General features: G+C 62.2%; 24 protein-coding genes. 15 read left to right on the top strand and 9 right to left on the bottom strand.

Annotated features, from left to right (window positions below):
- Window positions 1-30 precede the first annotated feature (30 nt).
- The 11 genes from ACEPP2_RS10010 (at window position 31) to recQ (ending at window position 12296) form a co-directional block, all read left to right on the top strand.
- On the top strand, window positions 31-981 hold the full coding sequence (locus ACEPP2_RS10010) for a sugar-binding transcriptional regulator (protein ID WP_077549782.1): 951 nt from the start codon (window positions 31-33) through the stop codon (window positions 979-981).
- Window positions 982-1125: 144 nt separating this feature from the next.
- Window positions 1126-2439: an ABC transporter substrate-binding protein gene (locus ACEPP2_RS10005; RefSeq protein ID WP_077549885.1), complete on the top strand. Its 1314-nt coding sequence runs from the start codon at window positions 1126-1128 to the stop codon at window positions 2437-2439.
- 130 nt (window positions 2440-2569) lie between these two features.
- Window positions 2570-3442, top strand: a complete 873-nt coding sequence (locus tag ACEPP2_RS10000; RefSeq protein WP_395516508.1) for a carbohydrate ABC transporter permease — start codon at window positions 2570-2572, stop codon at window positions 3440-3442.
- Between the two features lie 9 nt (window positions 3443-3451).
- A complete protein-coding gene (locus tag ACEPP2_RS09995) occupies window positions 3452-4276 on the top strand; it encodes a carbohydrate ABC transporter permease (RefSeq protein ID WP_142587262.1) in 825 nt (274 codons plus the stop codon).
- Window positions 4277-4287: 11 nt separating this feature from the next.
- Window positions 4288-5286 carry an ABC transporter ATP-binding protein gene (locus ACEPP2_RS09990; protein ID WP_395516507.1) on the top strand — a complete coding sequence of 333 codons (999 nt, stop codon included), beginning with the start codon at window positions 4288-4290 and terminating at the stop codon, window positions 5284-5286.
- A 19-nt stretch (window positions 5287-5305) separates the two neighbouring features.
- Complete coding sequence (locus tag ACEPP2_RS09985) at window positions 5306-6787, top strand: mannitol dehydrogenase family protein (protein WP_395516506.1); 1482 nt, start codon at window positions 5306-5308, stop codon at window positions 6785-6787.
- Window positions 6788-6797: 10 nt separating this feature from the next.
- The gene (locus tag ACEPP2_RS09980) at window positions 6798-7508 is read left to right on the top strand and encodes an HAD family hydrolase (RefSeq protein ID WP_395516644.1); all 711 of its coding nucleotides are present in this window, start codon (window positions 6798-6800) and stop codon (window positions 7506-7508) included.
- 46 nt (window positions 7509-7554) lie between these two features.
- Entirely contained in the window at window positions 7555-9135 is a 1581-nt protein-coding gene (locus tag ACEPP2_RS09975) for an FGGY-family carbohydrate kinase (RefSeq protein WP_395516505.1), read from the top strand.
- Window positions 9136-9176: 41 nt separating this feature from the next.
- Window positions 9177-9560 carry a YciI family protein gene (locus tag ACEPP2_RS09970; RefSeq protein WP_395516504.1) on the top strand — a complete coding sequence of 128 codons (384 nt, stop codon included), beginning with the start codon at window positions 9177-9179 and terminating at the stop codon, window positions 9558-9560.
- A gap of 68 nt (window positions 9561-9628) precedes the next feature.
- Entirely contained in the window at window positions 9629-10363 is a 735-nt protein-coding gene (locus ACEPP2_RS09965) for a sulfate transporter family protein (RefSeq protein ID WP_152339440.1), read from the top strand.
- A gap of 79 nt (window positions 10364-10442) precedes the next feature.
- Complete coding sequence (gene recQ / locus ACEPP2_RS09960; protein WP_395516643.1) at window positions 10443-12296, top strand: DNA helicase RecQ; 1854 nt, start codon at window positions 10443-10445, stop codon at window positions 12294-12296.
- 3 nt (window positions 12297-12299) lie between these two features.
- On the opposite strand, the gene nth is transcribed toward recQ, so the two are convergent.
- A complete protein-coding gene (gene nth / locus ACEPP2_RS09955) occupies window positions 12300-13079 on the bottom strand; it encodes an endonuclease III (protein WP_395516503.1) in 780 nt (259 codons plus the stop codon).
- A gap of 43 nt (window positions 13080-13122) precedes the next feature.
- Between nth and ACEPP2_RS09950 the strand changes: the two genes are divergently transcribed.
- Complete coding sequence (locus tag ACEPP2_RS09950; RefSeq protein WP_395516642.1) at window positions 13123-13599, top strand: DUF2244 domain-containing protein; 477 nt, start codon at window positions 13123-13125, stop codon at window positions 13597-13599.
- 66 nt (window positions 13600-13665) lie between these two features.
- On the top strand, window positions 13666-14547 hold the full coding sequence (locus ACEPP2_RS09945) for a methylated-DNA--[protein]-cysteine S-methyltransferase (RefSeq protein WP_395516502.1): 882 nt from the start codon (window positions 13666-13668) through the stop codon (window positions 14545-14547).
- 143 nt (window positions 14548-14690) lie between these two features.
- On the opposite strand, the gene ACEPP2_RS09940 is transcribed toward ACEPP2_RS09945, so the two are convergent.
- Genes ACEPP2_RS09940 through ACEPP2_RS09930 form a run of 3 tightly spaced genes read right to left on the bottom strand, consistent with a single transcriptional unit; the run spans window position 14691 to window position 16269 of the window.
- A complete protein-coding gene (locus ACEPP2_RS09940) occupies window positions 14691-14969 on the bottom strand; it encodes a BrnA antitoxin family protein (protein WP_395516501.1) in 279 nt (92 codons plus the stop codon).
- A complete protein-coding gene (locus tag ACEPP2_RS09935) occupies window positions 14953-15255 on the bottom strand; it encodes a BrnT family toxin (protein WP_395516500.1) in 303 nt (100 codons plus the stop codon). Before ACEPP2_RS09935 ends, ACEPP2_RS09940 begins: the two co-directional genes overlap by 17 nt.
- 30 nt (window positions 15256-15285) lie before the next feature.
- Window positions 15286-16269 (bottom strand): sugar-binding transcriptional regulator, encoded by a 984-nt coding sequence (locus ACEPP2_RS09930; protein ID WP_395516499.1) that lies wholly within the window; start codon window positions 16267-16269, stop codon window positions 15286-15288.
- Window positions 16270-16425: 156 nt separating this feature from the next.
- Here ACEPP2_RS09930 and tal point away from each other — a divergent pair, with 156 nt between their 5' ends.
- Window positions 16426-17385, top strand: coding sequence for a transaldolase (gene tal, locus ACEPP2_RS09925; RefSeq protein ID WP_395516498.1), 960 nt, complete (start codon window positions 16426-16428; stop codon window positions 17383-17385).
- Between the two features lie 56 nt (window positions 17386-17441).
- Here tal and ACEPP2_RS09920 read toward each other — a convergent pair whose 3' ends face one another.
- From ACEPP2_RS09920 to ACEPP2_RS09905, 4 genes are read right to left on the bottom strand one after another with little or no spacing between them, the layout of a single operon-like run.
- Window positions 17442-18293 carry a metal ABC transporter permease gene (locus ACEPP2_RS09920; protein WP_395516497.1) on the bottom strand — a complete coding sequence of 284 codons (852 nt, stop codon included), beginning with the start codon at window positions 18291-18293 and terminating at the stop codon, window positions 17442-17444.
- On the bottom strand, window positions 18290-19150 hold the full coding sequence (locus ACEPP2_RS09915; RefSeq protein WP_142587249.1) for a metal ABC transporter permease: 861 nt from the start codon (window positions 19148-19150) through the stop codon (window positions 18290-18292). Before ACEPP2_RS09915 ends, ACEPP2_RS09920 begins: the two co-directional genes overlap by 4 nt.
- A complete protein-coding gene (locus tag ACEPP2_RS09910) occupies window positions 19131-20024 on the bottom strand; it encodes a manganese/iron ABC transporter ATP-binding protein (RefSeq protein ID WP_077549767.1) in 894 nt (297 codons plus the stop codon). Before ACEPP2_RS09910 ends, ACEPP2_RS09915 begins: the two co-directional genes overlap by 20 nt.
- Entirely contained in the window at window positions 20021-20875 is an 855-nt protein-coding gene (locus tag ACEPP2_RS09905) for a metal ABC transporter substrate-binding protein (protein WP_395516641.1), read from the bottom strand. The genes ACEPP2_RS09910 and ACEPP2_RS09905 overlap by 4 nt, the downstream gene beginning before the upstream one ends.
- A 271-nt stretch (window positions 20876-21146) precedes the next feature.
- Here ACEPP2_RS09905 and ACEPP2_RS09900 point away from each other — a divergent pair, with 271 nt between their 5' ends.
- Window positions 21147-22379, top strand: coding sequence for a hypothetical protein (locus tag ACEPP2_RS09900; RefSeq protein ID WP_395516496.1), 1233 nt, complete (start codon window positions 21147-21149; stop codon window positions 22377-22379).
- A 55-nt stretch (window positions 22380-22434) separates the two neighbouring features.
- On the opposite strand, the gene lysS is transcribed toward ACEPP2_RS09900, so the two are convergent.
- Window positions 22435-23931, bottom strand: a complete 1497-nt coding sequence (gene lysS, locus ACEPP2_RS09895) for a lysine--tRNA ligase (protein WP_077549764.1) — start codon at window positions 23929-23931, stop codon at window positions 22435-22437.
- Window positions 23932-23944 lie beyond the last annotated feature (13 nt).

Genomic DNA, 23944 nt, shown 5'->3' with positions numbered 1-23944 from the left:
GCATTGATTGCGCCGGGGAGGGGTTCGAAAGTGGCGAGACGATCCGATGTGCATGGGCGGCTGGATGATGCGGCAAGGGCCGGCTGGCTCTATTACGTCGCGGGCCGCACCCAGGACGAAATTGCCGCTTCCATGGGAATTTCCCGGCAGTCAGCGCAGCGACTGGTTTCGCTCGCCGTGGCCGAACGTCTCATCAAGGTCCGGCTGGACCATCCGATTGCCGCCTGTCTGGAACGCGGCGAAGCGCTCAAGCGCAGGTTCGGCCTTCGTCAGGTCGAGGTCGTACCCATCGACCCGATGGGAAGTTCCACCACGGTTGGCATCGCAGAGGCCGGTGCCGCCGAGATCGAGCGCTGGCTGAAGCGTCAGGAACCCACCATCCTGGCGATCGGCACGGGCCGCACGTTGAAGGCTGCCGTCGATCAGTTGCCGCCGATGGACTGCCCCCAGCATCGGATCGTTTCGTTGACGGGAAATATCGGACCCGACGGTTCGGCGGCCTACTACAATGTCATCTTCTCCATGGCCGACGCGATCAAGTCACGACATTTCCCCATGCCCTTACCGGTTCTCTGCTCATCACCGGAAGAACGCGAAACGCTTCATGAGCAGGCGCTGGTGCGGTCTACTCTTGCGTTGGGCGCGCAGGCGGACGTCACCTTCGTCGGCATTGGCGAACTTGGCCCGGAGGGGCCGCTTTGCGTCGATGGGTTCCTCGGGCGGGAGGAAATGGAGAACCTCGTATCGGAAGGGGCCGCGGGGGAGATATGTGGCTGGATGTACGATCACGAAGGCCGGCTTCTATCCGATTCGATCAACGACCGAGTTGCCAGCGTCCCTATCCCCTCCATCGAAACCTGCTGCGTCATCGGATTGGCTCAAGGGCCCCGAAAGCTCACGGCGCTAAAGGCGGCCTTAAGAGGCCGGTTGATCAACGGCCTGATCACGGACGAGAAGACAGCCGAGCAACTGCTCATGTAGCAAGCAGAATTTTCTCTAGATTTTCATCTACTTGTGGATTTCCGTTGCGGTGCAGCACGGAATCCGAATTGACTTCGCCGCCTGTTCAATGAGTAATTGCCCATGGGCAAAGCGAATGCTCAACTCAATCTTCGGGAGGAAGATATGACTTTGAAGACGATCTTGCTGAGCGCGTGCTCGGCGCTGGCTCTCGCCGGCATGGCTTCGGCCGAAACGCTCACCATCGCAACCGTCAACAACGGCGACATGATCCGCATGCAGGGGCTGACGGAGGATTTCACGTCGAAGAACCCAGACATCCAGCTCGAATGGGTGACGCTGGAGGAAAACGTCCTTCGGGAGCGCGTGACGACGGATATTGCGACTTCCGGCGGCCAGTACGACATCATGACGATCGGCAACTACGAAGTTCCGATCTGGGCAAAGCAGGGCTGGCTGACCGAGCTCAGCGGCCTTGGCGACAACTACGATATCGACGACCTGCTTCCTGCCATCCGTGGCGGCCTCACCGTCGATGGTAAGCTCTATGCGGCACCCTTCTACGGCGAGTCGGCGATGATCATGTATCGCACCGACCTGTTCGAGAAGGCTGGCCTGGAAATGCCGGAAAGCCCGACGTGGGAGTTCATCGCAGACGCCGCGCGCAAGATCACCGATCGTGATGCCGACATCAACGGCATCTGCCTGCGCGGCAAGGCCGGCTGGGGCGAGAACATGGCCTTCATCACGGCGCTGACGAATTCCTTCGGCGGACGCTGGTTCGACGAGAACTGGCAGCCGCAGTTCGACCAGCCGGAATGGAAGGAAGCTCTGCAGTTCTATGTCGACCTGATGAAGGACGCAGGCCCGGCCGGTGCCTCTTCCAACGGCTTCAACGAGAACCTGACGCTCTTCCAGCAGGGCAAGTGCGGCATGTGGATGGATGCCACGGTGGCGGCGTCCTTCGTTTCCAACCCCAATGACTCGACGGTTGCCGATAAAGTCGGCTATGCGATCTTCCCGTCCAAGGAAGGTGTCGACAATCATGGCCACTGGCTGTGGTCCTGGAACCTTGCCATCCCGGCGAGCTCGCAGAAGGCGGAAGCGGCACAGAAGTTCATCGCCTGGGCAACCAGCAAGGAATACACCGAGCTCGTGGCTTCCAAGGAAGGCTGGGCCAACGTTCCTCCGGGTACCCGCACCTCGCTTTATGAGAACGAGGAATACAAGAAGGCTGCCGCCTTCGCAGAACCCACTCTTGCAGCCATGAACGCCGCCGACATCACCAAACCGTCGGTGAAGCCGGTGCCCTACACGGGTGGCCAGTTCGTAGCGATCCCCGAATTCCAGGCGATCGGCACGAATGTCGGCCAGCTGTTCTCGGCAGTGGTCGCGGGCCAGTCTTCCGTCGATGATGCGCTGGCCCAGGCGCAATCCGCGACCGTGCGCGAGATGACCCGCGCCGGCTACATCAAGTAAGCTCCTCCCGAGCAGTTGCCGCCCGGCTTGACGTCGGGCGGCCTTTTTCCAGTCTGCCTCGTTAAGCGAAGAACATGCCGCCTCGGTCCTCGACGATCGGAACCCGCGGCATTTGGAGGAGGGCGCCAGGATGGCAACACAGAATACGAGAGGGCTGGCCCGCCTGATGATGGCGCCGTCCGTCATCCTTCTTCTGGTATGGATGATTGTACCGCTATCGATGACGCTGTGGTTCTCGTTCCAGAACTACAACCTCCTCAATCCGGCCAATGTCAGCTTCGCCGGTCTTTTCAACTACCGCTTCTTCTACACGGATCCCGCCTTCTTCCAGTCGGTCTGGAATACCCTGATGATCGTCGGTGGCGTGCTGCTGATCACGGTGGTCGGTGGAACGTTGATTGCACTTCTGATCGACCAGCCGGTCTTCGGGCAGGGGATCGTGCGCATCCTGGTGATCTCGCCCTTCTTCGTCATGCCGCCGGTTGCGGCGCTGGTGTGGAAGAACATGATCATGCATCCCGGTTATGGGGTGCTGGCGGATATCAATCGCCTGCTGGGTCTGCAGCCTGTCGACTGGTTTGCCCAGTACCCACTGCTGGCCATCATCATCATCGTTGCCTGGCAGTGGCTGCCCTTCGCGACGCTCATCTTGCTGACCGCTCTTCAGTCGCTCGACAGCGAGCAGAAGGAGGCGGCCGAGATGGACGGCGCCAACGTCCTCAACCGCTTCATCTATCTGACCCTGCCGCATCTCGCCCGGGCGATTACGGTCGTCATCCTAATCCAGACGATCTTCCTGCTGGGCGTCTACGCGGAAATCCTCGTTACGACCAATGGCGGACCCGGCTACGCCTCCACCAACCTGGTCTTCCTGATCTACCGCACCGCGCTGCTCGGCTACGACGTCGGCGGTGCGTCTGCGGGCGGCATCATCGCCATCATCCTCGCCAACATCGTCGCCATCTTCCTGATGCGCGCGGTGGGCCGAAACCTGGACCGATAGGGGAAGACCATGGCACGCGCAGTCACCACCCGGCACAAGATCATCGCCACCGCCGCCGCCTGGGCCGTTGCCCTCGTGATCTTCTTTCCGATCCTCTACACCCTGATCACCAGCATCAAGACCGAGCCTGAAGCGATCGCCGGCTTCAACCTGATCCCCTCCTTCACGTTCGAGAACTACGTGACGGTGCAGACCCAGCGGGACTACATCAAGCCGTTCATGAACTCGGTCATTCTCTCCGTCGGCTCCACCATCCTGGCGCTGGTCATCGGCATCCCGTCTGCCTGGGCCATGGCGTTCTCGCCCACAAAACGCACGAAGGACGTGCTGATGTGGATGCTATCGACGAAGATGATGCCGGCTGTTGCCGTGCTGGTGCCGATCTACCTGATGTTTCGCGACTTTGGGCTTCTTGATACGCGCATCGGCCTGACGATCATGCTGACGCTGATCAACCTGCCGATCGTTATCTGGATGCTCTACACCTATTTCCGCGAGATACCGGGCGAGATCCTCGAAGCCGCGCGGATGGACGGAGCGGGGCTGTGGCAGGAGATCGTCTACGTGCTGACGCCCATGGCCGTTCCGGGAATTGCCTCGACGCTTCTCCTCAACATCATCCTCGCCTGGAACGAGAGCTTCTGGACGATCCGCCTCACCACAACCAGCGCAGCGCCGTTGACGGCCTTCATCGCCTCCTTCTCCAGCCCACAGGGCCTGTTCTGGGCGAAGCTGTCGGCCGCCTCCACCATGGCGATCGCGCCAATCCTGATCATGGGCTGGTTCAGCCAGAAGCAACTCGTTCGCGGCCTGACCTTCGGCGCGGTTAAGTAAGGAAGACGGACATGGGCAGCATCACGCTCAGCAAGGTGTCAAAGTCATTCGGCGAAGCAAAGGTCATCCCGTCCATCGACCTCGAGATCCAGGACGGCGAATTCGTCGTCTTCGTCGGACCCTCCGGTTGCGGCAAGTCGACTCTGTTGCGCCTGATCGCAGGTCTGGAAGACGTCAGCGGCGGCCAGATCCTGATCGATGGAAAGGATGTGACGCAGAAGGCGCCGGCGCAACGGGGCCTTGCCATGGTGTTCCAGTCCTACGCCCTCTATCCGCACATGAGCGTGCGCAACAATATCGCCTTTCCGCTCAAGATGGCGAAAGTGGACAAGGCCGTGATCGACCAGAAGGTTCAAGATGCCGCGAGCATCCTGAACCTCACCGACTACCTCGAACGCCGCCCGTCGCAGCTTTCGGGCGGGCAGCGGCAACGCGTCGCAATCGGTCGCGCGATCGTTCGCGAACCTTCGGCTTTTCTTTTCGACGAGCCGCTCTCCAACCTCGACGCCGCTCTTCGCGGCACGATGCGGCTCGAAATCAGCGAGCTGCACAACCAGCTTAAGACGACGATGATCTACGTCACGCACGACCAGATCGAAGCCATGACCATGGCGGACAAGATCGTCGTCCTGAACCGCGGCAACATCGAGCAGGTGGGTTCGCCTCTGGAACTCTATTCCAGGCCACGCAACCTCTTCGTCGCAGGCTTCATCGGTTCCCCGCGCATGAACCTGATCGAAGGTGAGTTCGCTCGCGCGAAGGGCGCCAAGACGGTCGGCATCCGCCCGGAGCATTTCACGCTGTCGCACGAAAGCGGCCTATGGAGCGGCACCGTAACTGTCGCCGAGCACTTGGGGTCCGATACCTTCCTTCACGTCAACGTCGAAAGGATTGGGCAGATCAACGCCCGTTGCGACGGTGAGTTTGGGGCACGCCATGGCGACCGCATTTATCTGACGCCGAACGAAACGAAGCTTCATCGGTTCGACGAGCAAGGCCTGACGATCTAGCGTCGGAATGGAGCAAGCTATGACAGTGAAACTATCCTCAGCGGCACTGGGTGAGATCGCCCATACGGCCGCCGTTCCGGCCTATGATCCCATCATGCTGACGCCCGGCATCCTCCATTTCGGGGTTGGCAACTTTCACCGCGCCCATCAGGCTGTCTACCTTGATGACTTGTTCAACAAGGGTCATGGGTTGGACTGGGCGATCGTTGGCGCCGGCGTGATGCCATCCGACGCTCTGATGCGAGAGAGGCTTGCTGCGCAGGATTTCCTGACCACGGTCGTCGAGCAGGACAACAACAAGACTGCAGCTCGTGTCACGGCGCCGATGATCGACATCATCGCCCCCGACGATACCGACAAGCTCATCGCAGCACTTGCCGACCCGCGGATCCGGATCGTCTCGATGACGATCACCGAGGGCGGCTACTTCATTGATGCGTCTGGTGCATTCAACCCCGGCCATCCAGCGATTTTCCAGGACGGCCAGAATCCGGATCGGCCCAAGACGGTCTTTGGGCTCATCGTCGCCGGACTGAAACGCCGAAAGGCTGCGGGCATTCCGCCCTTTACCATCATGTCCTGCGACAACATTCCCGGAAACGGGGAGGTGACGGAGAATGCCGTCGTCGGGTTGGCGGCGCTGTCGGATCCGGCCTTTGCGCAATGGATCGCCGATAACGTTGCCTTCCCGAACTCGATGGTCGATCGCATCACGCCTGCGACGGGCCAGCGGGAGATCGACTTCCTGCGCGATACCTTCGGCATCGAGGACAAATGGCCGGTCTTCTGCGAAGAATTCAAGCAGTGGGTGATGGAGGACGATTTTCCCGCCGGCCGTCCGCCGCTCGAGGAAGTCGGCGTCCAGTTCGTGCCGGATGTAGCGCCGTACGAACACATGAAAATCCGCATTCTCAACGGTGGACATGCAGCCATCGCCTATCCGGCAGCACTCCTCGACATCCATTTCGTGCATGAGGCGATGGAGCATCCACTGATCCGTGCCTTCCTGGAAAAGCTCGAGAAGGAAGAGATCATCCCGATCGTGCCGCCGGTGCCGGATACGGATCTCAACCAATACTACGACCTGATCGAGCGCCGCTTCTCCAACCCGAAGATCGGCGACACCATCCCGCGCCTGGCGCAGGACGGTTCCAACCGACAGCCGAAGTTCATCCTGCCGTCCACGGCGGACCGGTTGCGCGAGGGCAAGGACATTGTCGGACTTTCACTCGTCTCGGCGCTCTGGTGCCGCTACTTCGAAGGCACCAGCGACAGCGGCAAGCAGATCGTCTTCAACGATGCAAGCGCTGACAAGCTGCATGCAGCGGCGAAGGAAGCACGGGACAACCCGGACGCCTTCCTTGTCTTCGAGGAGATCTTCGGCGAGGTTGCCGGATCGGAGCTCTTCCGCCAGCGGTTCTCGCATGCGCTGAAGACGCTCTGGGCCGAGGGGACGGCGAAGACGCTGGAGCTCTATCTTCAGGATGCTCTGGTCAAATGACGGGGTGAGGGTGGTGCAAGGGACGCGGCCGCTGGTGATTTTCGATTGCGACGGCGTGCTCGTCGATAGCGAGCCCTTGTCCGTCCAGGTCTTGGTGGATGCGCTCAATCGACGGGGCGTCGAGATCGATGAAGACGAGGCCTATGCCCGCTTTCTCGGCCGGAGCCTATCCACCCTTGCCCAGATCCTGCACGACGACTTCGACCACAGCATCGACGCCGCCTTTCTCGAAGATCTCCGCCATGAACTCTATGATCGGTTTCGCCTGAGCCTGAAGCCGATGCCGGGAATCGCAGAAGTGCTGGATGCGCTCGACTGCACCAGATGCGTCGCATCCTCCAGTCAGCTGGAGCGCATCCGCCTGTCTCTCTCGCTGACCGGTCTGCTGGAGCGCTTCGAGCCAGGCATTTTCAGTGCCAGCATGGTCGAGAACGGCAAGCCTGCTCCCGATCTTTTCCTTCACGCGGCACGCGCCATGAAGACCGATCCGGCGGACTGCATCGTGATCGAGGACAGCCCGGCGGGGATTGAGGCCGCGCAGCGTGCAGGGATGGCGGTGTTTGTCTTCACCGGCGGGTCGCATGCCGGTGCGCCTGGGTACCGCGAGCGCATTGCGGCCCTGGCCCCCGATGTCGTGTTTGACGCCATGCCGGATTTGATCCACCTTGTCCGCCAACACATGGAAGGCCCGGACAGGCATCGGTCTCCTCGCGCCGGCTAGCGGCGGAGAGCGATGGAAGGGCCCGCGGGGCAGGGAACACGTCCAGATGCGAGATCACGTCGTTGCTGTCGATATCGGCACGACCAGCGCCCGCGCCGGTGTGTTCGATCGTAGCGGGCGGCTGCTCGCGCGCGCCAAGCACCCGATCGCCATGCAACGACCGCTCGAAAATCATGCGGAACATGACTCGGAGGACGTATGGCGCGCCGCCTGCCGGGCCGTTCGCGCGGCGATGATGGAGGCAGGGGTCGCCGCGGACCGTGTCGCGGCACTGGGTTTCGACGCCACCTGCTCGCTGGTGGCGCGGGATCGCGATGGCCGGCAGATCACTGTTTCCACCACCGGAGACGATCGCTTCGATACGATCGTCTGGCTCGATCACCGGGCCATTGCGGAGGCCGATGAGCTTTCGGCGACCGGCCATCCCGTGCTGGACTATTCCGGAGGCTCGCTTTCCCCCGAAATGGAAATGCCGAAGCTCATGTGGTTGAAGCGCCGCCTGCCGATGACCTGGGAGCGGACAGGTTATCTCTTCGACCTCGCCGATTTCATGACATGGAAGGCAACAGGATTGCCTGTGCGATCCCGCTGCACGCTGACCGCGAAATGGAACTACCTCGCCCATCGTGACGACGGCTGGCAGGAGGATTTTCTGGCGCTGGCGGGCCTGGAGGACCTCCTGGAGCGGGGCGGCCTGTCCGCCGAGACCGTTCCGGTCGGTCAGGCGATAGGCGTATTGTCGATGGAGGCTGCACTGGAACTGGGGCTCGATACCGGTTGCGGGGTGACAGCAGGACTGATCGACGCCTATGCGGGTGCCTTCGGCGTTCTCGGCGGCGTCGACGATGGCACGGCGCTTGAGCGATCGGTTGCACTGATCGGCGGCACGTCTAGCTGTATCGTCTCCTTCGCAACGGACGCCAAGCCCGGCCGCAGCATCTGGGGTCCCTATTACGAGGCTGTCCTGCCGGGCCGCTGGCTGGTGGAAGGTGGCCAATCGGCGACCGGTGCTCTGCTCGATCACGTCGTGCGAATGCACGCGGCCGGCGGAGAGCCCGAGGCGGATCTCCACGCCAGGATCGCGGCTCGCGTGCAGCAGTTACGTTCGGAGCAAGACGCTGATCTCGCCGGCGATCTCAACATCCTGCCCGACTTCCACGGTAACCGGTCGCCGCTGGCGGACCCCCATGCCAGGGGCGTCATCAGCGGACTTACCCTCGACACATCCTTCGACGGCCTCTGCCGCCTCTATTGGCGAACCTGCGTGGCTATCGTGCTCGGCATACGACACATCCTGGAAGCCATGGAGCAGTATGGCTACCGGTTCGAGACGCTGCACCTCACCGGAGGACATGCCCACAACCCGCTTCTCCTCGAACTATATGCCGATGTCACGGGCCGCAAGGTGGTTGTCCCGCAGACTGAGGACGCTGTCCTCCTCGGGACCGCAATGACGGCGGCAGCAGGAGGTGGCCTCTTTCCGGATCTGAACTCGGCCGGACGGAGCATGGCCGCCGCCGATCGGGAGTACCATCCTGATGCCGGGCGGAGCGAAACCTATGACCGTGACTATCGACGTTTTCTGGCGATGCTCCGCCACCGGAACGAACTGAATGAGATCCACTAGCTCCGCCCCACGACATCGCGGCACACACCGGAGGTCTGACTATGTATTTCGCAATCCTCGCCTATCATGCAGAAGGCATTGTCCAGTCCTGGAGCGAGGAGGAAGATGCCGCCCTAATGACCGAGTTGCTCAGGATCAACGACCGGCTGGTGGAAGAGAAATCCCTTGGCCCCGCGGCGCGCCTCGGCCCCACGTCGGAGGCCGTGACGCTCCGCGGCAAGGGCGACGGAATGGTGATTGACGGTCCATTCGCCGAGACGAAGGAGCAGTTGCTCGGCTTCTACGTTGTCGACTTTCCAGACATCGACGGCGCAATCGCGGCGGCGCGAGAACTTCAACGCGCCAACCCGACTGCTGTCTACGAGATCCGGCCCATCCTGCTCTACCTGCCGGGCGCACCGCTGGCCACCGACGGCCAAAGCTGACGCGGTCGGGCGGCGCTTGTTCCAATGGCCTGAGGAACCTACATGCTTCCGGCAAACGGAGACCCTACATGATCCTCGACGCCGCCCGCCTGTCGCTCATAAACCTGTTTGCGCCGGAGACGCGCTCCGTCTTCTGGAAGGTCCTCGGGCTCACCATCCTCGTCCTCGTCGGTCTTTGGCTGGCGCTGCGGCAGACGTTCGTCTCCGTGGTCTGGCCGTGGTTTGCCGTCTACATGCCCGATGTGCCCGACTGGGCGGGCTGGCTTACCCTTGTCGCCGCCATCTTCGCCGGTGTGGGGCTGGCGCTTGCGCTTGCGCTTCTGATCGCGCCGATTACGGCTCTGATTGCGGGGCTCTTCCTCGACGACGTCGCCGAGGTGGTGGAGAAACGTGACTATTCCGGCGATCAGGCCGGGCAAGCCATGCCGCTTGGCCAGGCCATCATCGGTTCGCTGCAGTTCCTGGGCGTGGTGATGGCAGGCAATCTCCTTGCCCTGCTGCTGCTCTTCGTGCCGGGGATCAACCTGATCGCCTTCTTCCTCGTGAATGGCTACCTGCTCGGCCGCGAGTTCTTCGAGTTCGCTGCGATGCGCTTCCGCACGCCACCGGAGGCGCGCGCTTTCCGGTCGAAGCATCGCGGCACCGTCTTCCTGGCGGGTCTGCTGATCGCAGGCTTCCTGGCGGTCCCGATCGTCAACCTGCTGACGCCGCTCTTTGCCGCCGGGCTGATGGTGCATCTCCACAAGAAAATCTCCCGTCGCGACCCGACTTTCCGCCTGGAGCCCACCGTCGCCGGCCGATGATCTGTTGACGGGCCGTGCCGCCCTTGCGAAGGCGGTGCAGGGTGTGGGAGAAGAAGGCCTCTCCCGCGAAAGCCATGTCATGCCGCAACCCAGCACCATCAGTTCTGCCCTGTTCGACACGCCCCCGACACGTGATCCATTGGCGGTGCTGCGGCACGTCTATGGATATGACAGCTTTCGGGGCAAGCAGGCGCCGGTGATAGATCGGGTGGTGTCGGGCGGTGACGCCGTGGTGTTGTTCCCGACCGGTGCCGGCAAGTCGCTCTGCTTCCAGGTTCCGGCGCTGTGCCGGGACGGTATCGGCATCGTCGTCTCGCCATTGATCGCGCTGATGCGCGACCAGGTGGAGGCGCTGAGGCAGCTCGGGGTGCGTGCTGCCGCCCTCAATTCATCCCTGTCGCCGGATGAGTTCTCCGAAGTTCGCCGCCTGCTCACCCAGGGCGCCCTCGATCTGCTTTACGTCACGCCGGAGCGGATCGTGATGCCCGGCTTCCGCGACATGGTGGCTTCGGCAAAGATTGCCTTGTTCGCGATAGACGAGGCCCATTGCGTCAGCCAGTGGGGGCACGACTTCCGCCCGGAGTACCGGGAACTGGGGCAACTGGCGGACCTCTTCCCCGGCGTGCCGCGCATGGCGCTGACGGCGACTGCCGATCCGCATACCCGCGACGACATCATCGAGCGACTGGGGCTGCATTCGGCGGAGGTCTTCACCACCTCCTTCGATCGGCCCAACATCGCCTACGAGATTGTCGAGCGTGACCAGCCGCGCCAGCAGCTCCTGCGCTTCCTGTCTCGCCACAAGGGCTCGAGCGGGATCGTCTATTGTCTCTCGCGGGCCAAGGTCGAGGAGACAGCAGACTGGTTGAACGAGCAGGGCGTGAGGGCGCTCGGCTATCACGCAGGAATGGATCGCGCCGTCCGCGATGCGAACCAGGATGCCTTCCTGAAGGAGGAGGACCTCTGCCTCGTCGCGACCGTTGCCTTCGGCATGGGCATCGACAAGCCGAACGTCCGTTATGTCGCGCATCTCGACCTGCCAGGCTCGGTCGAAGCTTACTACCAGGAGACAGGCCGGGCCGGGAGGGACGGGCTGCCGTCGGAGGTCTGGATGGCCTATGGAATGACGGACGTCATCCAGCGCGGCCGGATGATCGATGGCGGCCAATCGAGCGACGAGGTCAAGCGGGTCGAACGGGCGAAGCTGAATGCGCTGCTGGGGATCTGCGAAACCGCCGGCTGCCGGCGGCAGGCGATCCTGGCGCATTTCGGCGAGGCTCATCCAGGCGGCTGCGGCAACTGCGACACCTGCCTGAAGCCGGTCGAGACCTGGGACGGCACGGAGGCGGCGATCAAGGCATTGGCCGCCGTTTACCGCACGGGCGAGCGTTTCGGTACGGGGCACCTGATCGACGTATTGACCGGCAACGAGAACGACAAGACCATCCGCTTCGGCCATGTTGATATGCCGGTCTTCGGCGCCGGAAAGGACCTGCCCGCGAGGACCTGGCAGTCTGTCTATCGTCAGCTTCTCGCGGCCGGTCTTGTCAGCATCGACCACGAAGCCTTTGGCGCCCTAAAGCTTGGGCCAGATGCGCGGTCTGTCTTCCGGCGCGAGCGTGAGGTCCGCTTCCGCAAGGACCGGACCAAGGCGGGCCGATCCTCGAGAAGCTCCAGCACCGGCGCAAGCCGCTCGGCACTGGAGGGCGCGGATGCGGAGCTGTTCGAGGCGCTTCGTCAGGCGCGGCTGGAGATCGCGAAGTCCCTCGAAGTTCCACCCTACGTGGTCTTTCCGGATACCACCCTCGTGGCTTTTGCAACCAACCGGCCCACCACGCGAGAGGCCCTGCTCGGCATCTCCGGCGTCGGTCAATCCAAGCTCGAGCGCTACGGGGATGATTTCCTGGAGGTCATCCGGACACACACGCAGTAGTCGCTACTTCTCCATCTCTCCGATGCGCTGCGGCGGCAGCTCCACCAGCGCGGCCGGGATATCGCAGGTTTTCTCTGGAGACTTGCAGAGATCGGCGATGACGCAATGCTCGCATTCGGGTCTGCGTGCCTTGCAGGTGTAGCGGCCATGCAGGATCAGCCAGTGGTGGGCGTGGAAGAGATACTGCTTCGGGATCACCTTGAGGAAGCGCTCTTCCACCTCGTCCGGCGTCTTTCCCGGCGCCATCAGCAGCCGGTTTCCGATGCGGAACACATGGGTGTCGACGGCGAGCGTGGGTATGCCGAAGGCCATGGACATGACGACATTCGCGGTCTTTCGTCCGACGCCCGGCAGCGTCACCAGCTCCTCCCGCGTCCTCGGGACTTCACCACCGAACTGTGCAATCAGCTTCTGCGACAGGGCAATGACGTTCTTCGCCTTGTTGCGGTAAAGGCCGATCGTCTTGATGTACTGGATCACGCCATCCTCGCCGAGCGCCAGCATCTTCTCAGGTGTGTCGGCAACCTTGAACAGGGCGCGCGTCGCCTTGTTCACGCCGGCGTCCGTTGCCTGTGCCGACAGGGCTACAGCCACCAGCAGGGTGAACGCGTTCGTATGCTCCAGTTCCCCCTTCGGTTCCGGCCGCTGGACGGAGAAGCGGCGGAAGATCTCCTCCATTTCCGCCTTGGAATAGCGACTGCGGATATGCCTGCGGGCGCGGGCGCCGGCGGAGCTTGATTTTTGTGAAGAAGCCGTGCTGGACTTGGATTTCGGAATGGCCATATCGTCTCTATATCCAGCGCACGCGAAGAAAGGCAACGTGCAGATGACCGATGAGCAGCCCGTTTTTGCCGCGGAACTCACTCCTTACCGCTCGCTCGGCCGGAAGGGGTTTCACGTCCTGCTCATCCTCACCGGCGGTATCTGCCTCATCTACGGCGTATTCTTCCTCGTCACGGGTGCCTGGCCGATCGGGCTGTTTCTCGGGCTCGATTTTCTCGCCCTCTATATCGCCTTCAAGCTGAGCTATCGCTCCGGTCGCGCTCGCGAGGAGGTGACGGTTACCCGGACAAATCTCTCCATTCGCAAATTCTCACCGGCGGGCCGCGTGGTAGAGCACCGCTTCAACCCCTTCTGGGCTCGTTTCCGCGTCAACCGCCATGACGAGTTTGGCATCACCTCCATGTATGTGACCGGAGAGGGACGCCGCACGGACGTGGGCTCGTTCCTCAATCCTGACGACCGGGAGAGTTTTGCGAAGGCGTTCCGCGGGGCGCTTGCGACCGTGACGCAGAGGCTCTGACAACCGCAAGAATCGGGTGGTCTCGCGCTCGTGACTGCGTCATTCTGCAGGCAAAGGAGACGACCGATGAACGCACTTGCCCAGTTTGCCGAGCCCGCATTCGACGCCACACCACAGGGCGAGGATTACGAGATCGTTCGCAAGGTCATCGAACGGATTACCCTCGACTACCGTCAGCAGCCGTCGCTGGAGGCGATCGCTTCCGAGCTTGGCCAGTCTCCAACGCAGTTGCAGAAAGTATTCACCCGCTGGGCCGGGCTGTCGCCCAAGGCATTCCTGCAGGCGGTAACGCTCGATCACGCCAAGCGACTGCTTGGACGGGAGGGGCTGCCGCTGCTCGACACCTCATATGAACTCGGTCTTTCCGGGCCCGGACGCCTGCACGACCTCTTCGTAACGCATGAGGCGATGTCGCCCGGGGAGTGGAAGGCCAGGGGCGGCGGACTCACCATCCGCTACGGCTTCCATCCGTCACCATTCGGCGTCGCCCTGGTGATGGCCACCGATCGCGGTCTCGCGGGCCTGGCATTCTCCGATCTCGGTGGCGAGCGGGCGGCGCTCGACGACATGACATGTCGTTGGCCGATGGCGCAATATGTGGAAGATCTGGAGGCGACGGCGCCCTATATCCGCCGCATCTTTGACCGCTCGCAATGGTCGTCGGAGCAGCCGCTGAAGGTCGTGCTGATCGGCTCGGACTTCCAGGTACGCGTCTGGCAGAGCCTCCTGAAGATCCCCTTTGGCAAGGCGGTCACCTATTCCGATGTCGCTCGCGACATCGGCCAGCCATCGGCCAGCCGCGCCGTCGGCGCCGCGATTGGCCGAAACCCCATCTCCTTCGTAGTCCCCTGCCACAGGGCGCTCGGGAAGAGCGGTGCACTTACCGGCTACCACTGGGGGCTGACGCGCAAGCGGGCTATCCTCGGCTGGGAAGCGGGCAACGTCTAGTTCTTCGCCGGCAGGATCTATCAGAGTGCGCCGGATCAAGCCGCTGATCGCGGACGCACCGAGCTTGCCGGCCCTCTTCCTCCCTCAACGAGCGGGATGATCAGGCGCCGACTTGTCCCGCGTCCTGCCGTGATCTGCGGAGCTTATCGCTTACCGCCAGGCGTCTCTAGCTTCTCGGCTAACCAGATCTTGATCAGCGACTGATAGGGAACGTCACGCTTGCCGGCGGCAACCTTGATCTGGTCCAATAGCGAGTTTGGCAGGCGCAGCGAGATTGAGGTGGAGGATGGCTTCAGGTTTGGTAACCGCACCTTTGCAGCCTTGGTCCACTCGACATGATTGGCCGAATCGTTATGTTCCCAGTAGGCCCGCTCTTCTGCTTCGGTGCTGAAGTGTGGTACGGGCTCAGGCTTCCTGCTCATAATAGCTCCGCTCCTTCCGGCTCATGTCTCGGGCGGATATTACCCGGATTCGTGTGTTGTCTGTCCGAAGCGTGAAGGTAATATGGAGCAGCCTTCCAGCGTCGGTACGACCAAGCGCATGGACGCGCTTTTCGCTTGAACTATGCCTGAGATCGGGCACCATCAGCAGTGGCTCGTTGAAGAACACCTGCTCCGCCTCACTCTGGCTGACATCGTGCTTCTCTGAGTTCTTTCGGGCGTTTCCCTCGTCCCATTCGAACCCGAGGATCCGTTCCCAGTCAATCATGAATGTATATTGTCATGATATACACTCAGATCAAGAGGGATTAACCAGCCGCAACAGCTCTTGGGCCGCGCCTTCGTCGGTGATCAGCGTGTTGCAGCCGATGCGGCGGATGGTGGCGCGGATGGCGAGGGCACGGTGGGCGCCGCCGGAGGAGAGCACGATGTGCTTTGCCTTCTTCAATGTGTCGAGATCGACCGACATCACCCGCTCGTTGATCAGATGGTCGACCGAGCGGCCGTCGGCATCGAGGAAGTTGAACATGGTGTCGCAGACGCAGCCGGCGTCGATCAGTTCAGCCAGTTCCGCCTTGGAGATGAAGCCCTCCGAGAGCGACGTGGAGTGCTGCCCGATATCGCCGCAGCTGACGACGGCGAGATCCATTTCCTCCGCGAGATCATAAATCGCTTTCAGCCCGCACCTCTCGATGAGGGCGCGTTTGGTCGCGCTGGAATCGACGAGCAGCGGCGCCAGGAAGAGGTAGCATTCGGCTCCGAGCTGGCTCGCCAGCCGCCATGTATAATCAATCGGGTTGGTCCGATGCACGGCGACAATGCCGCCAAGCAGCGAGACCACCTTGCAATTCTGGCGGCGTGGCGGCCGGAAGCTTGCCAGCGAGGCCGTCATCGTGCGGCCCCAGCCGACACCGATGGTCATGTCCTCCTGGATCACTTCCGACAGGAACTGGCCGAGCGCCAGGCCGACGGCCTTTGCCTGAGCCTCGGCACTCGCGTCACGCGGTTGTGGCACAACGATCGCTTCATCGAGACCGTATGCCTGCTCCAGTTGGGTCGCTAGCGCTAGGCAGTCGTCGACACCGGCATCGATCCAGATCTGGACCTCCGACCGCTTCATGGCCTCGTCCAGCATGCGGATCACGGTGGAACGGCTGACGCCGAGGCGCTCCGCGACCTCCTTCTGGGTCAGTCCCTGATTGTAGTAGAGCCATGCTGCCCGCAGTCGCGTCGAGGAGGCTTCGGTTATGCCGGGATGGGTTTCGCGCCTAAGCTTTGCCAAGAAAACACCGTCTGAGGTCTTTGTCGAATGGCATGATACTTATGTCGATGCGAATGAGCAAATGTCTTGACTTGGCCATGTTCGGCTGTTGATAGTCGATGTGAGGTCGGCCATATGGTCGTCCAGTCGCCTACTCACCATCCGAAGGATTGCGGCATGACGTCGAAACTAGAACAGCTCCGTTCGATGACCACGGTCGTCGCCGATACCGGCGATATCGAAGCGGTCACACGCCTGAAACCGGTGGATTGCACGACCAATCCGACGATTGTCCTGAAGGCGCTCGGCACACCCATGTTCGCCGATGCGGTCAAGGAGGCGATAACCTGGGGCAAGACGCAGAACGGTGGCTCGGATGCAGTGATCGCCGCTGTCGCGGATCGCCTCGCCATTTCGGTCGGCGCAGCGCTTGCCAACATCGTGCCGGGCCGCGTCTCGACGGAGGTCGATGCCGATCTCTCCTTCGATACGGAAGCCTCCATCGCCAAGGCCCGCGGCATCATCGCAGCCTACAAGGAACGCGGCATCGAGCGGGACCGCATCCTGATCAAGCTGGCCTCCACATGGGAAGGCATCAAGGCAGCGGAAGTGCTACAGACGGAGGGTATCGACTGCAACCTGACGCTGCTCTTTTCCAAGGCCCAGGCCATTGCCTGCGCCGATGCCAAGGTCTTCCTGATCTCGCCCTTCGTCGGCCGCATCCTCGACTGGTACAAGAAGTCGACTGGAGACGACTATACCGCCGAGACGGACCCGGGCGTCATCTCGGTCCGCCAGATCTACAACTACTACAAGGCGAACGGCATAGAGACGATCGTCATGGGCGCCTCCTTCCGCAATGCCGGGGAGATCGAAGCGCTGGCCGGCTGCGATCGCCTGACGATCAGCCCGGCGCTGCTCGACGAACTGGACAAGGACCAGGGAAAGCTGGAGCGCAAGCTTTCGCCCGACAACATCACCGAAGATCCCTTCCAGCCGATCGACGAAAAGAGCTTCCGCTGGATGCTGAACGAGGATGCCATGGCGACGGAAAAGCTCGCCGAGGGCATTCGTTCGTTCGCCAAGGACCTCGTCGCACTCCGCACCATGGTGAAGAAGGAATTGGCTGCGGCCTGATTATCGCAGACGTCGGAATGAAGAGCGGCTTCTCGTCGAGAGGCCGCTCTTTGCGTTCAGGTTGCCGAGGTGCGGCCTTTCTCGGCAAGCGTCGTTTTCGCGAAGGCGACGATGAACATCGCGGTCATCACCAGCACGATCGTGGGTGCCGGGGCGCTGTCGATGAAGAAGCTCAGATAGATGCCGGCGAGCGTGGCAGTGACGGCAACAGCGGTGGCGGCGAGCAGCATCGCCGAAAAGCGTCGCGTGAGCAGGAAGGCGATGGCCCCCGGGGCAACCAGCAGCGCGATTGCCAGGATGATGCCGACCGCCTTCAAGGCGCCCACGACGACCAGCGACAGCACCGCGAGCAGGCCGTAATGCAGCAGACGGGTCGGGAGGCCGATGGCTCGGGCGTGCTGTTCATCGAAGGACTGCAGGAGAAGGTCCTTGCGCAGGATCACCAGGAAAAGCGTTGAGGCCAGCGCAATCAGGCCTGTTTCTCCCATGTCGTAGGGTGTGATGCCCAGCATGTCTCCGAAAAGGATGTGGTCGAGGTGCACGTCGCTCTGTACCTTGACGTAGAGGACGAGGCCGAGGCCGAACATGCCGGAGAAAACGATGCCGAGCACCGTGTCCTCCTTGATGCGGCTGTTCTCCTTCAGGAAGCCGGTTGCCAGCGCGCATGTCATCCCCGCCGCAAAGGCGCCGAGGGCAAGGGGAATGGAGAAAATGTAGGCGAGCACCACGCCGGGAAAAACGGCGTGCGATACTGCGTCGCCCATCAGCGACCAGCCCTTCAGCACCAGGAAGCATGAGAGAATGGCCATCGGCACGGCAATCATCAGCGTCACCAGGAAGGCGCGCTGCATGAAGTCGATCTGGAAGGGGAAGGTGGCGAGGTCGATGAAGTCGAGAAAGCCGCTCATGCCGTCTCCTCCAGCGTCGTGCGAAGCCTTCGGCGCGCCGCCAGCATGCCGTGCTTCGGAGCGAACAGGAAAGCGAGGAGGAAGAGCCCCGTCTGGAGCACGACGATGATCCCGCCGGTCGCGCCGTCGAGGAAGTAGCTGAGATAGGCGCCGACAAAGCTGGTCACTGCGCCGATGGCGAGGGCAAGCGCTATGACCCGCTGGAAGCGATCTGTCAGCAGATAGGCAGTCGCACCAGGCGTCACCACCATGGCGACCACGAGAAAGGCGCCGACCGTTTGCAGGGCGGCGACGGTGGATGCGGAAAGCAAGGTGAAGAACAGCAGACGAAGGAGGTCCGGTCGGAGGCCGATGGTGCGCGCATGGTTCTCGTCGAAGAAGGCAACCATCAGGTCCTTCCACTTGAGCGCCAGGATCACGAGGCTGACGCCGCCGATGATGACGAGCTGGAGCGTGTCCGCTGGCGTGATCGCGAGGATGTTGCCGAGGACGATCGTCTGGATGTTCACCGAGGTCGGCGAGAGCGAGACCATGAACAGGCCAAGCCCGAAGAAGGAGGTGAAGATCAAGCCGATGATGGCGTCCTCCTTCAGCCGGGTGCGCTGGTTGAGGAACAGCATGGCGCCGGCGGCAAGCCCACCGGACAGGAAGGCGCCGAGCGCGAAGGGCAGGCCCAGCATATAGGCTCCGGCGACGCCCGGCACGATGGAGTGGGAGAGGGCATCGCCGATCAGCGACCAGCCCTTCAGCATCAGATAGGCGGACAGGAAGCCGCAGACAGCCCCCACCAGCGCGCTGACCCAGATGGCGTTGCGCATGTAGTCGTAAGTGAACGGCTCAAGAAGCGTCTGGAGCATCGTCTCTCGTCTTCTGCTTCTGCTGCCGGTCGCCATAGACGACGAAGGGCCGCTCGTCGTCGCTGATGACCTTGAGATGGCGTGGATCGGCATCGTCGTGCAGGTCAGTTCCGCTGAGGATGAAGTGGCGCAGCACGCCGCCGAAGGCCCTTTCCAGGTTCGCCTCCGTAAAGGTGTCCTCCGTCCTGCCATAGGCGAGCACGGTGCCCTTGACGAAGACCGTCCGGTCGCAGAAGTCCGGGACACTGCCAAGGTTATGGGTGGAGACCAGCATGATCCGCCCTTCGTCACGCAGGCTCTTCAGCAGTTCGATGATCTGCTCCTCGGTCGTGACGTCGACGCCGGTGAACGGTTCGTCGAGCAGGATGATCTGGCCCTCCTGGGCGAGCGCGCGGGCAAGGAAGACGCGCTTGCGCTGGCCGCCGGACAGTTCGCCGATCTGGCGCTTGCGGTACTCCAGCATGTTCACCCGCCGCAGGGCCTCCGTCACCATGTCGTGGTCGCGGCGTGAAGGGATGCGCAGGAAGTTCATGTGGCCATAGCGCCCCATCATCACCACGTCCTCCACGAGGACTGGAAAATTCCAGTCGACCTCCTCGGCCTGTGGGACATAGGCCACAAGGTTTCGGCGCAGGGCGTCACGCGCAGGCATGCCGAGGATCTCCACCGACCCATTTGTGAGCGGAACGAACCCCATGATCGCCTTGAAGAGGGTGGACTTGCCGGCCCCATTGACGCCCACGAGCGCCGTGATCGTTCCTTTGGGAACGGTGAAGCTTGCGTGGCGCAGGGCTGTCAGGCCGTTGCGATAGGCTACCGTGATGTCATTGACCCGGAGCCCGGCGGGTGCAGGCTTCGCCCTGCCCATCATCATGAGGCGAGACCCTTCGCAATCGTATCGACCGTCACTGTCAGCAGATCGAGATAGGTGGGCACCGGTCCGTCTTCTTCACTCAGCGAGTCGACATAGAGGACGCCGCCATAGGCAGCGCCGGCTTCACGCGCCACCTGTTCCGCGGGATCGGAGGATACGGTGCTCTCGCTGAAGACGATCTTGATCCTGTGTTCGCGCACGGCGTCGATCACGGCGCGAACCTGCTGCGGCGTACCTTGGCTATCGGCATTGACCGGCCAAAGATAGAGCTCCTTCAGCCCGAAATCGCGGGCGAGATAGGAAAAGGCGCCCTCACTGGTGACGAGCCAGCGTTGCTCTTCCGGAAGTGCGGCGAGCTGGTCGCGGATCGGCTGCACGGCTGCCTTCAGCTTTTCGGTATAGGCTGCCGCATTGGCTGCATAGGTCTCGGCATTGTCCGGATCGACCTCGCTCAGGCCCTTGCGTATATTCTCCACATAGATCACGGCGTTCTCCAGAGACATCCAGGCATGTGGGTTTGGCTTGCCCTCATAGCTTCCCCCGGCGATTGCCATGGGCTCTACTCCGTCGGAGACCGTCACGCTGGGGACGTCGCCGAGGTTGGCGAGAAACTTCTCGAACCAGAGCTCCAGGTTGAGGCCGTTGCGCAGGATGAGGTCGGCGTCCCGGGCACGCAGCAGGTCGTGCGGTGTCGGCTGGTAGTTGTGAATCTCGGCGCCCGGCTTGGTGATGCTTTCGACATCAGCAACATCTCCCGCAACATTGCGAGCCATGTCGGCAATGACCGTAAAGGTCGTGACGACCTTCACCTTGTCCTCGGCAACGGCAGATGCCGTGGGCGCGATGACCATTGCTGCGAGGAAGAGACCGCGAAAAAGAAACCGGGATGCCGTCATGTCGATAGTCAACCTCTTTTGCAATTAAGTTGCAATAACAATATTTACGCGAGATCCTGCTGTCAACGCTAATGAAAATCATTCGCATAATGGCCGGAACTGCAGGGAGAACGACAGCTCGCATCTGAAGGTTCCGTTTAAAACTTCCTCAACGACCTTGAGGCACTGTCACTCCCGCCGTCCCTTGAGTGTTGCGTAGTGAGGTTGGAATGCCGGAGCTTTGCGGATGAAATCGATCGTGTCCCGCATCCCGCGAAAGCTCCTCCTGATCCTTGCAGGGGTGACCGTCCTCGGCGGCGGCAGCGGCGCGGCGGCCGTCTACATCGGTGCCGACAGGCTGCTTGGGCCCTCCTATGGGGATCTCAACGGGCTCTCCTGCACGACGATCGAGACGGTGAGGATCAAGAAGGCCGACCGCCACTGGATCCGCAAGTATGTCATCACCGACAAGCCGGGCGATGGAATTGCCAGGCTGAAGACGGCCCTGCGGGTGGCGCGCTCTGTCCAGCAGGCCGAACATTCCGATCTCGTTCAGGTCACGGTGCTGGATCCTGCGGGCCCTGCCGATCGCTCAAGAATGCGCGGGCGTGCAATTGGGGCACAAGTCGTCTATGTCCCGGATACGAGCAGGCTGCCTGCGGGCAGCCGCGACCAGGCCATCAGCGCGTATTACGTCGACGGCAGCGCCAGCGCCACCGGCGAGTTCTGGGGGCTCAGGATCGACCTGCCGCTGGAGGACGCGCAAGCCATGTCCGCCTCTCTTACGGACGATGCCGATTGCGTCGATCCGGTGATCGAGGGCGGCGACGGCCACGGCACGGCTGCCGATCACGGGAAGACGAAGGAACAGGAAGAGGCCGCCGGTCACGGCGAGACCCCTGACGCCGGTCATGGGGGCGCCGACGAAGCGCATGGCTCAGAAACGCCTGCCGTGGAGCATGGCAAGGATGACGGCCAGGGTCTCGTCGCGTCCCTGATGGGAATGGTCGGTCTCGGTAGTGAGGAATTACCTGTCGGGACACAGAGCGATGACCACGCCAGCGAGGCTGCGCCTGCCTCCAAAGGTTGGCTCGATTCAATCAAGGGCATGGCTGGTTTCGGCACGGATGCCGAGCATTCGGAGCAGGTAGCGCCGGCACATGAGGCCGAGCATCCAGCCAAGGATGTAACGGAGACGGGCGCCGGACCCGCTGAACATGGCGCGGAACAGGCGGTCGTGCCAGTGCCGCATGATAGCGCGGAGACGCCGGTCAACGCGGCTGGGGATGATCACGGCGCAGCCTGGCTCGCCAAGCTGCGGGCCCAGCCGATCACTTCAGAAGCAGCAAACCACCAAGAGCCAGAAGGACAGGAGGCAGCGGCGGCGCCTGCCGCCGAGGCGTCGCATGCGCCTGTGGTGGCGGAGGACGACGATCCGGAAAAGCATCGCAGGAAGCCGAAGCCGCAAGAAACCCATTGAGGTAGTCGGATAGCAGGCATCAAAAAAGGCGGCTCGAAGCCGCCTTTTCATGAGATCAGTTCGTCCGGCTCCGTTGAGCGGGGAAGAGGATCACGTCTCGGATCGACGGAGCATCCGTCAGCAGCATGATGAGACGGTCGACTCCGATACCGAGGCCGCCCGCCGGAGGCATGCCCTGATCGATGGCGTCGAGGAACTCGTCGTCCAGTTGCTTGTCCTTCTCGCCGCGCGCATGCGCCTGCTCGAGCTGCTCGACCATGCGGGCACGCTGTTCCTCGGGATCGTTCAGTTCCGAGAAGGCGTTGCCGATCTCCCAGGTGTTGCAATAGGTCTCGAAGCGCTCGACCAGGCGCGGCTCACCCGGCACTTCCTTGGCGAAGGGCGAGATGTCCTTCGGGAAATGGGTGACGTGGGCCGGCTGGATCAGCGTCGCCTCTACCTTCTCCTCGAAGATGAAGGCAAGGCATTCGCCCCAGGTCCAGTCCTTCTCAACCTCGAAGCCGGCGGCCTTGGTGGCAGCGCGTGCCTCCTCGTCCGTCTTGATCGCCAGGAAGTCGATGCCGGTGGCCTCCTTGACGGCGTCCGGCATAGGCACGCGGCGGAACGGTCCCTTGAAGGAAAGCTCCCTGTCTCCGTACTTGAATTCCGTGGAGCCATGGATGGTCATTGCAAGCCGCGCGAAGAGGCGCTCGACGAGGTCCATCATGTCCTCGTAATCGGCATAGGCCCAATAGCACTCCATCATGGTGAACTCCGGGTTGTGCCGCGTGGACACGCCTTCATTGCGGAAGTTCCGGTTTACCTCGAAGACCTTGTCGGACAGGCCGGAGACCAGCGTGCGCTTGAGGAACAGTTCCGGCGCGATGCGCAGGTACATGTCGAGCTTCAGCGTGTTGTGGTGAGTCTTGAAGGGTTCGGCCGTCGCGCCGCCGTAGATCGACTGGAGCATCGGCGTCTCGACTTCCATGAAGCCGTCGTCTTCCATGAAGCGGCGAATGCCGGACAGGATCCGGCTACGCTGCTGGAAGCGAAGCTTGGACTCCTCGTTCGACAGGATGTCGAGGTGGCGCTTGCGGTAGCGCATCTCGATGTCGGCGAGACCATGATACTTCTCCGGCATGGGCAGGAGAGACTTGGTCAGCATGGTGATCTCTTGCGCGTTGATCGTCAGTTCACCGCGCTTGGTGCGGCGGACGACGCCGGTGACGCCGATGATGTCGCCGAGGTCGATCATCGGCAGCATGTCGCGAGCCTCCTCGGGCGTCGTATCCTTGTGGCTGAAGATCTGGATCTTGCCGGAAGCGTCGCGCAGGTCGATGAACATGCCGGAATTGCGCATGGAGTAGACGCGGCCGGCCACAGTCACGACGTCCTGCGTCTCAACGTCGGCCTCGAGGTTCTCGTATTTCTCCGCCAAATCCGCGTTGGTCATGGTCCGGTGGAAATGCGCCGGGTAGACGTCGCCGATCTTCTCGCGCAACAGCTTCAGCTTCTGCGCGCGGACTTCCGTGGCGTCGGAGGAGAGGGCGGTTTCGTTCTTGGTATCGGCCATTCTGCGGGACCTT

Origin of the sequence: Pseudorhizobium flavum, assembly GCF_044142885.1 — a bacterium.
GTDB classification, from domain to species: Bacteria; Pseudomonadota; Alphaproteobacteria; order Rhizobiales; family Rhizobiaceae; genus Neorhizobium; species Neorhizobium flavum.
Note: the sequence above shows the minus strand (reverse complement) of the source record. Positions and strands in the feature narration are given on the sequence as shown.

What these genes read in the sequence shown, in the direction of transcription:
- ACEPP2_RS09900 (WP_395516496.1), top strand. Translation starts at nt 21,147, where the DNA reads ATGAAATCGATCGTGTCCCGCATCCCGCGAAAGCTCCTCCTGATCCTT.
- tal (WP_395516498.1), top strand. Translation starts at nt 16,426, where the DNA reads ATGACGTCGAAACTAGAACAGCTCCGTTCGATGACCACGGTCGTCGCC.
- ACEPP2_RS09950 (WP_395516642.1), top strand. Translation starts at nt 13,123, where the DNA reads ATGACCGATGAGCAGCCCGTTTTTGCCGCGGAACTCACTCCTTACCGC.
- ACEPP2_RS09990 (WP_395516507.1), top strand. Translation starts at nt 4,288, where the DNA reads ATGGGCAGCATCACGCTCAGCAAGGTGTCAAAGTCATTCGGCGAAGCA.
- ACEPP2_RS10000 (WP_395516508.1), top strand. Translation starts at nt 2,570, where the DNA reads ATGGCAACACAGAATACGAGAGGGCTGGCCCGCCTGATGATGGCGCCG.
- lysS (WP_077549764.1), bottom strand. Translation starts at nt 23,931, where the DNA reads ATGGCCGATACCAAGAACGAAACCGCCCTCTCCTCCGACGCCACGGAA.
- ACEPP2_RS09910 (WP_077549767.1), bottom strand. Translation starts at nt 20,024, where the DNA reads ATGATGATGGGCAGGGCGAAGCCTGCACCCGCCGGGCTCCGGGTCAAT.
- ACEPP2_RS09935 (WP_395516500.1), bottom strand. Translation starts at nt 15,255, where the DNA reads ATGATTGACTGGGAACGGATCCTCGGGTTCGAATGGGACGAGGGAAAC.
- ACEPP2_RS09905 (WP_395516641.1), bottom strand. Translation starts at nt 20,875, where the DNA reads ATGGTCATCGCGCCCACGGCATCTGCCGTTGCCGAGGACAAGGTGAAG.
- nth (WP_395516503.1), bottom strand. Translation starts at nt 13,079, where the DNA reads ATGGCCATTCCGAAATCCAAGTCCAGCACGGCTTCTTCACAAAAATCA.
- ACEPP2_RS10005 (WP_077549885.1), top strand. Translation starts at nt 1,126, where the DNA reads ATGACTTTGAAGACGATCTTGCTGAGCGCGTGCTCGGCGCTGGCTCTC.
- ACEPP2_RS09995 (WP_142587262.1), top strand. Translation starts at nt 3,452, where the DNA reads ATGGCACGCGCAGTCACCACCCGGCACAAGATCATCGCCACCGCCGCC.
- ACEPP2_RS09940 (WP_395516501.1), bottom strand. Translation starts at nt 14,969, where the DNA reads ATGAGCAGGAAGCCTGAGCCCGTACCACACTTCAGCACCGAAGCAGAA.
- ACEPP2_RS09985 (WP_395516506.1), top strand. Translation starts at nt 5,306, where the DNA reads ATGACAGTGAAACTATCCTCAGCGGCACTGGGTGAGATCGCCCATACG.
- ACEPP2_RS09920 (WP_395516497.1), bottom strand. Translation starts at nt 18,293, where the DNA reads ATGAGCGGCTTTCTCGACTTCATCGACCTCGCCACCTTCCCCTTCCAG.
- ACEPP2_RS09970 (WP_395516504.1), top strand. Translation starts at nt 9,177, where the DNA reads ATGTATTTCGCAATCCTCGCCTATCATGCAGAAGGCATTGTCCAGTCC.
- ACEPP2_RS09965 (WP_152339440.1), top strand. Translation starts at nt 9,629, where the DNA reads ATGATCCTCGACGCCGCCCGCCTGTCGCTCATAAACCTGTTTGCGCCG.
- recQ (WP_395516643.1), top strand. Translation starts at nt 10,443, where the DNA reads ATGCCGCAACCCAGCACCATCAGTTCTGCCCTGTTCGACACGCCCCCG.
- ACEPP2_RS09945 (WP_395516502.1), top strand. Translation starts at nt 13,666, where the DNA reads ATGAACGCACTTGCCCAGTTTGCCGAGCCCGCATTCGACGCCACACCA.
- ACEPP2_RS09975 (WP_395516505.1), top strand. Translation starts at nt 7,555, where the DNA reads ATGCGAGATCACGTCGTTGCTGTCGATATCGGCACGACCAGCGCCCGC.
- ACEPP2_RS09915 (WP_142587249.1), bottom strand. Translation starts at nt 19,150, where the DNA reads ATGCTCCAGACGCTTCTTGAGCCGTTCACTTACGACTACATGCGCAAC.